At 67.3% G+C, this 8,065-nt stretch carries 8 protein-coding genes; 4 read left to right on the top strand and 4 right to left on the bottom strand.

Annotated elements, in window-relative coordinates; all coding sequences use genetic code 11:
- Both ABD901_RS57780 and ABD901_RS57775 read right to left on the bottom strand, forming a co-directional pair.
- A partial coding sequence (locus ABD901_RS57780) for a transposase family protein (RefSeq protein WP_345144773.1) occupies nucleotides 1–252 on the bottom strand: 252 nt, incomplete at its 3' end.
- Nucleotides 253–1,205: 953 nt separating this feature from the next.
- Nucleotides 1,206–2,279 carry a WD40 repeat domain-containing protein gene (locus ABD901_RS57775; protein WP_345144771.1) on the bottom strand — a complete coding sequence of 358 codons (1,074 nt, stop codon included), beginning with the start codon at nucleotides 2,277–2,279 and terminating at the stop codon, nucleotides 1,206–1,208.
- A gap of 327 nt (nucleotides 2,280–2,606) precedes the next feature.
- On the opposite strand from ABD901_RS57775, the gene ABD901_RS57770 reads away from it, so the two are divergent.
- Complete coding sequence (locus tag ABD901_RS57770; protein ID WP_345144769.1) at nucleotides 2,607–3,095, top strand: hypothetical protein; 489 nt, start codon at nucleotides 2,607–2,609, stop codon at nucleotides 3,093–3,095.
- Between the two features lie 129 nt (nucleotides 3,096–3,224).
- Here the strand turns inward: ABD901_RS57770 and ABD901_RS57765 are convergent, their stop codons facing one another.
- Nucleotides 3,225–3,551: a hypothetical protein gene (locus tag ABD901_RS57765; RefSeq protein ID WP_345144767.1), complete on the bottom strand. Its 327-nt coding sequence runs from the start codon at nucleotides 3,549–3,551 to the stop codon at nucleotides 3,225–3,227.
- 291 nt (nucleotides 3,552–3,842) lie between these two features.
- Between ABD901_RS57765 and ABD901_RS57760 the strand changes: the two genes are divergently transcribed.
- A complete protein-coding gene (locus tag ABD901_RS57760; RefSeq protein WP_345144765.1) occupies nucleotides 3,843–4,796 on the top strand; it encodes a hypothetical protein in 954 nt (317 codons plus the stop codon).
- A 241-nt stretch (nucleotides 4,797–5,037) separates the two neighbouring features.
- Here ABD901_RS57760 and ABD901_RS57755 read toward each other — a convergent pair whose 3' ends face one another.
- Entirely contained in the window at nucleotides 5,038–5,691 is a 654-nt protein-coding gene (locus ABD901_RS57755) for a hypothetical protein (RefSeq protein WP_345144763.1), read from the bottom strand.
- 129 nt (nucleotides 5,692–5,820) lie between these two features.
- On the opposite strand from ABD901_RS57755, the gene ABD901_RS57750 reads away from it, so the two are divergent.
- Nucleotides 5,821–5,979, top strand: coding sequence for a hypothetical protein (locus ABD901_RS57750; RefSeq protein WP_380138912.1), 159 nt, complete (start codon nucleotides 5,821–5,823; stop codon nucleotides 5,977–5,979).
- Nucleotides 5,980–7,562: 1,583 nt separating this feature from the next.
- On the top strand, nucleotides 7,563–8,065 hold a 503-nt coding region (locus ABD901_RS57745; protein ID WP_345144761.1), incomplete at its 3' end, for a hypothetical protein.

The raw sequence follows: 8,065 nt of genomic DNA, 5'->3' as shown, positions 1-8,065 counted from the left end.
GCTGGCGTGTTCGTCCAGGTCGTGCAGCCAGTCGGTGATTGCCGCGAACGACGACGCGCCAGCCAGTACCGCGCACACGGCGACGGTGAGCAGCCCGGCGAGGGGGTAGCGCACCCCACGCGGGTCACGCGGGTCAGGGATCTGGGTCAGTGCGTGCAACAGTCCGTGTTGTTCACCATCGGTGACCGGTGCGGGCGCAGCGCCGGTGACGGGTGCCGTCACGGCGAGCGCGCGGATGAGGGATGATGCCATCGGCGGGTGGGGTCTTCCTCGGTGTCGTGAAGCGTCGCAACTCCATGATCACCGATGGGATCTCACCCGCTTCGTTTGCCTCCGCAGAGACCTATATCTTCAGAGACTCCCAGCTCACGGTGCCGCCGACCGACTACGCAATCGCCCTGACCACACCCCCGCCCACAACCCGATCGCTACAACCGCGATGACGATCGGGAGCGGTCCAGGACCAGGGCTGGTGGTCTCACGCACCTTCGTGCACGGACCTGATGCCGAGTACCGCAGCCTCGAGATCCCACCGATGTGCACGTCACGCGGCAGCGGGTTGGAGCCGGAGTGCACCTGGGCCGAGCAGGTCCGCCCAGCCACGTCGAACCGGACCTCGTAGACCCGCCGACCCGAGGAGATGTGTTGGATACCGACCACCTCGGCATCGACCGTACCTCCCCGTGCGTCGTCGATGGCAACCCATCCAAAGCCGAGCGCGGCCGCCGTGCAGCAGACGGCCGCGCAGCGCACGTCGGTTCCGACGGCTCCAGATGTACATGGCTGCTCCTCAGGACTTGCCGTGGTAACCGAGACCGCCCGCGCCCAAGTTCGCCAAATGCGCGTGGGATCGCGGTATACCGCGACGATCATGGCATCCGCTCTCGTGCCGTCGATGGTTCGCGCCAGTCGGTAGAGCTCGTAGTCTGGCACGTTCAATCACGTATCCCCCAAGCTCGGACACGGGTGCTCAGCGGCGACCTCGACGGCTCCTCATTCGTTGGACCGGACCCTGCGACGCACGGCAACGATGGTTACATCTGGCCCCTGAACAGGGATGATGTGGTTCTTATTCTGCCAAGTTCGGTCCAGAGCAAACGTGGATCGAACCGCGCCTCGAACGAGGGGGCAGACGCGCTGCAGGCGGTCAGCGCCGCGTCGAACGAGCCATCGCGGCCGCGCGACCGCGTCGGGGCGCGGGTCGGTCAGACGGCGGCCTGTGCGGCGGCGGCGCAGTCGGTGAGGGCGTCGTCGTTCTCCCAGACGCGTACCTTGCCGTCGGTGCCGGCGGCGGCGAGACGGCCGGTGCGGTGGTAGGCGACCGACCCGCTGCTGTACGGGGCGGGCGGACACAGCGGCGCGCCCGTGATGGTGTCGATGAGCACGAGACTGTCGTCGCTGCCGGCCGCCAGGTGTTGCTCGTCCGGGCTGAAGGCGACCGACCGGGCGGGGCCGGGTAGGAGCACGGGCGACCCGACCGGGGTGGCGTCCGGCATCCTCCAGAGCGAGATCGCTCGGTTGTCGAGGCCGGCCGCCGCCACGAGGTCTCCAGCGCCCGTCGTGGCCACGTCCACGACGCTGCCGGCGGACGGGACCGTGAAGGTGGCCAACCGCTCGGCGGGCTGGTGGATCAGGCTCCACACCACCACCGTGCCGTTGTCGCTGCCGCTGACCAGCCAGGTGCAATTGAAGTTGTACGCCAGCGCCTGGATCTTTCCGGGGTGCCCCAGAGGCGGCGCCACCTCCGCGCCGGTCACGGCGTCGCGGAACACGATGTGGTCGCGGACGCCGATGGCCAGCCGTGAGAGGTTGCAAAACGCGAGTCCACCGCTCGCCCCGGAGACCGGCAGCGTAGCTACTGAGGCCCCGTGCGCCGCATCCCACACCTGGATGCGCGAGCGGGCAACGTCGACACCGGCGATGAGGCTGCCATCCTCGCTGAACACGGAGCGGTACAGGGTCGTGGCGTCCGGACCGCGCAGCGCCGGGCCGTGCTGCGTGCAGGTCGCGACGTCCCAGATCCGGATTGCGCCGTCTAGCGAACCGCCACTGAGCAGGAGGTCGTCCTCGATGTTGAAGCCGACGCTCGACACCGCGCCGCCGTGGTCGCCGACCACGCGGGCTGACGACGGGCACCCCAACTCGGCCACGCCCGGCGCCGACCGGTGCGGGACGTCCGTCGCCGCCGAGCCGGGCGGGCGCGCCGTGCAGCCGGCCACCAGCAGCAGCCCGGCCGCCGCCAGCAGCGCCCGGCCGCGGCGGGAAGAGGCAACGGTCACCGGCCCATTGTCCACGGGGTCTTGGAGCACGACACCCATTGCCCGTGCCGACACGATCGGACGGAAGCGCTCAATCCGCCGAGCGAATCCATGATCACGTTTCCGCTCAAGCCGCGGATGGCGCGCTGACAGTTGTTGATCAGCAGGTCCGCTCCTGGGAGCCGGTCGGACCCTGTTGTAGGGCACGGTGGTAGAGGCCGCGGCCGTCGCTGGTAAAGGCCTCGCCTCTTGATCCCTTACGATCTCGCTGGGGAGGGCGGTCCTCCATGGCATCGTTGGCAGTGGCGGTTTGTCATCTGCCATCGCACGCGCGACGCAGAGGCTGGGGTGAGCGACCTCTACATCCGGGTAATACCCACGGATCCGCAATGGCAGCCGACGGCCGAGGCGGCCGCTCGCGCGGCGGAGTACATCGCTGGTGTCTTCGCAGGGCCGGGCGATCATGTCGAGGTGGTCGAGCCGGTGTTCCACGAACGCATCACGCTGATCGACGGTGGCGAGTACATGGAGGACCTCTTCTGCGCCCGGTGCGACGCCGCGATCGGGCTGGACTGGTTCTGGGATCTGCTGATCGCGAGAAACGAAGGGCGGCGGGTGGGCGAACCGACCATCGACGACCTGGGCGTGACGGTCCCGTGCTGCGGAGCCGAGCTCACATTGCCCGAACTGCGCTTCGAAGCGCCGGTCGGATTCGCACGGTTCGAGGTCAGCGCCAGGAACTGGACCCGGCACGTCTGGGACCTCAGCGACCAGGAACTTGCCGCCGTTGGTGACCTCCTGGGACATCCGGTGACGCAGGTCCACGCCCACTACTGAGCCGACCTTATGCGTCGGGTTGCCTGGTGGTCAGCAGCGACGACCTCATCGATCACCACACCTGAGCATCCGCTCAAGCCGCCGAGCGAGCGTTGCGGTGTGACCCCGTGACCGACGCGCAGCATCACGTCACGGGTGCGGACCCGGCATCATGAAACCGCCCTGGATACGGAGCACGATCATGCCTACGTCCGTGCCGATGACCAGGTGTGGGTCGAAGTCGTAGTAGACGATGTTGCCGGCGACGATCTCCTCGCGGCCACCTTGCTCGCTCGTGACCCATCCGGTTCCATGGGTTACGAAGAGGCCTTCGCCGTCGTCGTCTCCCTTGGCGATGGCCAGCTCCGCCCCTGGTTCCAGCGTGAGCGACGCGATCGACACGCCGACCGGAAGATGGACGAATTCGGCAACTGTCACGTTGGCGGCGCCCGGATGGCGCCGCATTCGGTCGGTCATTCGACCGACTCTGGCCACAGCGAGATCGTACGGCCGCTGCCTCGGCCCAAGGGTCGCACTACGCGCCGACGGTCGTCCGCCCACGCCGCCGGCAGATTCGCCGCCACGCGGCAAATGCTCTTGGCGCCGGGATCTGCCGCGATCCGCGCGCTACCGACCGTGACGGCGCGTCGCCCAGCCAGTGTCCTGACATGCCGAGAAGCGTGCGTTCCCGGGCCGGCCCCAGCTGACGAGCCGGTCGCGGCGGTGGGCCCTGCATCGGCGGACCGCCATGTCAAGATGATGCTCACGATGAGAACTGATGTGGAGCGTGATCGGGCCGACCTCCTGCGGCGATTGGAGGTTCTGAAGCTGCCGGTCGCGCCGTTGCAACGCCACGGATTCGTTATGCCAGCGAATCCCGCAGACACGATGCGGGAGCCGGAAGCGGTCGGAGTAGGTCCCGACGGCACCGCGTTGGCCGTGTGGCGGTTCCGCGAGGGCGTCAATCGCAGGCAGGTGACGTGGCATGTCCCGGGCAGGCGGCGGGTCATCGATGCCGTCGATGTCGTAACCGACCTGCGGGTGAGCTTCGTACAGCCGCTGCCCGAGGGGCGCGTGCTTCTGGCGGCTGCCCGGGCCCGGATTGGGGAGGCCAACGCCGAAGTATGGACGAGCAGCGGCGATCTCCAGCACCGGGGCCACCTCGGTGACGCCATCGAGGACCTGCTGACCACCCCCTCTGGCAAGGTGTGGGTCAGCTTTTTCGATGAGGCGATGGGCGGAAGCGGCCCGGAAGGACACGGCCTCGCGCGCTTCAACAGCGATCTGACCGTCGATTGGCTCTACCCGCTGGATTCCGGGCTGCCCTACATCTCGGACTGCTACTCGCTCAACGTCGCCGGAGAAACCGCATACTTTTGTCCCTACACCCAGTTCCACATCCTCTCCGCGACCGGTAGCCAGGTGACCGACTGGGGACCGTCCCCCTACAGGTCTGCCCACTACCTCTTGCGACGCGGCCCGGATCTCGCGCTGATCAGGGGCTTCGGCCCGGAGTACGACGTCGCGACGATGCTGCGGATCAGTCGAGACGACCAACCTCAGTTGGGTGCGCAATGCCGAGTCGTGCTCCCTGACGGCATGGAGACCCGCGGACTGCGGTACGTCGCCCGAGCCGAGGAGTTGCATGCCTTCCTACGATCCACCTGGTACCACACCGATCTCGACGGTCTGAGCACCGCAGCGGTCGGCACCGGCGTGTAAGGGGCCAACACACCCGATCCAGCGTCTTTCTATGCCGCCGTCCGTGCGCGCCGGCCTGACCGCACACTGTCACTCCGCGTAGGTGTCAGCCGTGGGTTGCGCATCCGCGCGGCGCCCGGAGATGCCGATGACATCGCACGTGATCATGGATTGCCCACGTCGTACGCATTCGGTGTCGTCGCAACTCTTGTCAGGCGATCGTCCGCTGGCCCGGCTCACGGCAACTGCGGCGCCGCTGGTGTCAGCTGCCGGTGTGTCGGGGCCTGTACGGGTGCTGACTGGCGATGTCCGGACGGCTCAGCAGGTCCTCGACCGGTACCAGATTCGGGTTGCTCGACGGCTGCACCAACTGTGTACGTTCACTCACCCTGCCGATTGCCTTGTCCATCGTCGCGAGCAAGAGCGAGATCGCCGCCTGCAGAACCTTGGTCGCTACGAGGACCGCGATGGCGGCACGCGGTGCTGAGGGCTCGTTGGGGAATCGGAGCAGCAGGATCGCGGATACCATGGCCGCCAGTGCCGCAGTATCACGAGCCCACCGGAGCACCCGAGACCGTCGGCCGGGCTTGTGGCGTCGCTCGGCTCGGCCCGTTCGCAGGAAGGCGTACATGCCGGCGGGGCCTCGCCAACGCCTTGCCGCCCAGAACAGGCAGTTGACGAATTCCCACCCGAGGACTGCGGCGCCGATCCGTAGTGCAGTGCCGGGCGGATCCAGCTCGTGGAAGCCGCCGACGCGAAGGGTGCCGAGGGTAACTGCGCCGGCGAAGACCGCGCTCACCGCCGCCACCAAGGCGTACAGGCCGAGCATGACGAGCACACGCTGCGGCGGCGTGCTCAGAAGCGACCTGCCGTCCGCGCCCACAGCACCATTGAACACCTTCGCGCCCGCGACCATGGCCCGTGGCTGTCACCCACGGTCAGCAACGCTACGAAGATCGCTGATGTCTCGACGCCATGCCACGTCATGCGTCCAGACCGCACCGGGCGACGAACACCGTCCGACCGCGTTCCTATGCCTCGGACGGTGCAACCCGGCGCTTGCACCGACCGGACCGCCCAGGCGGTCATCGCCGGACACGCCTTCATCCAGCATCTGCGACGTGGGCATTACGAGCTTGGCATTGATGCCCCGCGCGGGTTGCGTATCGCCGCGGCGATCAGCGAACGTGCCGCTGCGATCTGAAGTTGGCCGCACAGGCTCGACGCGGCCCCTGGTCGGCGAATGCAACAGCACCCGCGCCGGGTTCGCGCCGGGCCAATCGGACATTGCTCCCATATAAGCATCTATCGTCGGCACGGAATTGACGAAGTCCCAGCTCATCGGGCTGTGACTTCATGACAATAAAATGTCCGTATTGTATGGGTGGACCATACGTGGCAGAATCCGAACCGCATTCCAGCAGCTCAAGGCCCGATTGTAACAGTCAGGCCAGTCGGAACCCGGCGGTCATAGGATCGGCGGGCGCTGGTTCGAATCTCCCAAACTGGTCACGCTCGGGCCGCTTGGCTGTAGCGGCTGAACTGCCGATCGGCTAATCCGCCGGTATGCGTCATCGTTCCCATGTTCGGCCGGTCCCGCAGAACCTGGGAATGGCCGTGACTAGCGGCGACACCGACATCGTGGTCATCGACCGTTGCTGGCCGGTGCCGCCGGGGGGACAGTAGCAAGTGGTTCGAGCCCGTCCGCATCGAAGATGTCGAACGGGCTCGAACCCGGTGGACCAAAGTTGACAGAGAGGCCGCGTCTTCCCTGTTCAAAAACCGGAGGTGACGGTCGCGGCGGTGCGGCGTTGGCACGAGCCGCAAGCTGCGGGTGCTCCTCGGCAGTGACGATGGTCAGTAACGGCGCGCAGGTCGCAGGCACGGAACCAAATTTCGGTGTCAACGATCACGTAATTCGGTTCTGTCGCAGGAAGTGAAGCGTGGCTCGGCGGCGAGCGGTGTGGGATCCGTCAGCGGACGTGCCTGGCTGGCAATGTCGATAGTGGACGAACGTTCGAGGCACTGGTGCAGCGGGATGGTGGTGTCGAACGCCCGCGTCGACCAAGCTGGACCCGAGCTGCCACTGCTCGACGGTGCGGGCGCCGGGCGGAGTAATTCGTCCACTTTCCGGCAACGGGTCATCCGGCCGTGCCGGATGGGCGGTGTCGGCGGAAGGGGTGGCGGAGTCACGGCAGGGACACGTCGCGTCGGCTTTGGACCATTGCGGTAGTCGTTGCGCAGCGTGTTGCGGTATTGCGGGTTAAAGAGTCTGAATTTGCCGATGTAGAGCGCGAGAGTACAAGTTCGGGTGTTCCGTCGTATTCGCGGTGATGTGCCGTGGGTGATCGTCACGCAATCGTTTGCCGGATCGCGCTTGTGGCGGACCGCAGGTCACATGGCTTCAGTCCGGTTAGTTGCCCGACGGGGTCGCTTGTAACGCTTCGTGTCGATGTGGTCGCGCTCTTGTGCATCGGTGATCATGGGCCGTAGGTTCTGTGCGGCTGGGCCGAACGGTGGTCTGGGATGGGTCGTACGGGGGATGTCTTGATGCCCGCTTTGATGTCGTTGCGGTCTGGTTCGACGTGGCGCCGTGCCGGTTGGCGACGGTCTCGGGTACTTGTGGTTGCGGTGTCCGCAGCGGTTGTCAGCGGCGTGCTGGTGGCGTTGCCGGCGCATGCTGCGCCGGTGTCGCCTGCGGGTGCGGTGAATCCTGACGAGCGGTCGGTTGCGGTGTCTGGTGTGCCGGGTCGGCCTCGGCCGGGGGTCGAGTCTGATACGGCGGCGATGGGCAAGGTGCCGGCGCCGGTGTGGCCGGTGGCGGGTTCGGCGGTGGTGCCGGTGGCCGGGGTGGCGCAGGCTGCGGCGAAGCAGCAGGCGACGGGGGCTGAGGTGTCGCAGCCGGGTGGGTTGCTGGTGACGGTGCGGGCGGGTGGTCCGGTGTTCGAGCCGCGTACCGCGGGGGAGCAGGCGGCGCAGGCTGCCGCACCTGCGGTGTCGCAGGTGCAGGTGTCGGTGCTTGGCCAGGACACGGCCGCGGAGCTGGGCGTCAAGGGTGTGGTGTTGACGGTGGCCCGGGCGGACGGTGACGCGGCGTCCGGGGCGGTAGGCCTTGATGTGGATTATGCGGCGTTCGCGACGGGTTATGGCGGTGACTACGGGGGCCGGTTGCGGCTGGTGTCGTTGCCGGGGTGTGCGACGAGCACGCCGGCGGTGCCGGAGTGTCAGGTCCAGACGTCGTTGGGGTCGGTGAACGATCCGGTGGCGAAGCGGGTGTCGGTGGACGATGT

Origin of the sequence: Dactylosporangium darangshiense (genome assembly GCF_039537565.1) — a bacterium.
Classification (GTDB): domain Bacteria; phylum Actinomycetota; class Actinomycetes; order Mycobacteriales; family Micromonosporaceae; genus Dactylosporangium; species Dactylosporangium darangshiense.
The sequence above is the reverse complement of the archived record's forward strand: the minus strand, read 5'-3'. Positions and strand labels throughout refer to the sequence as shown.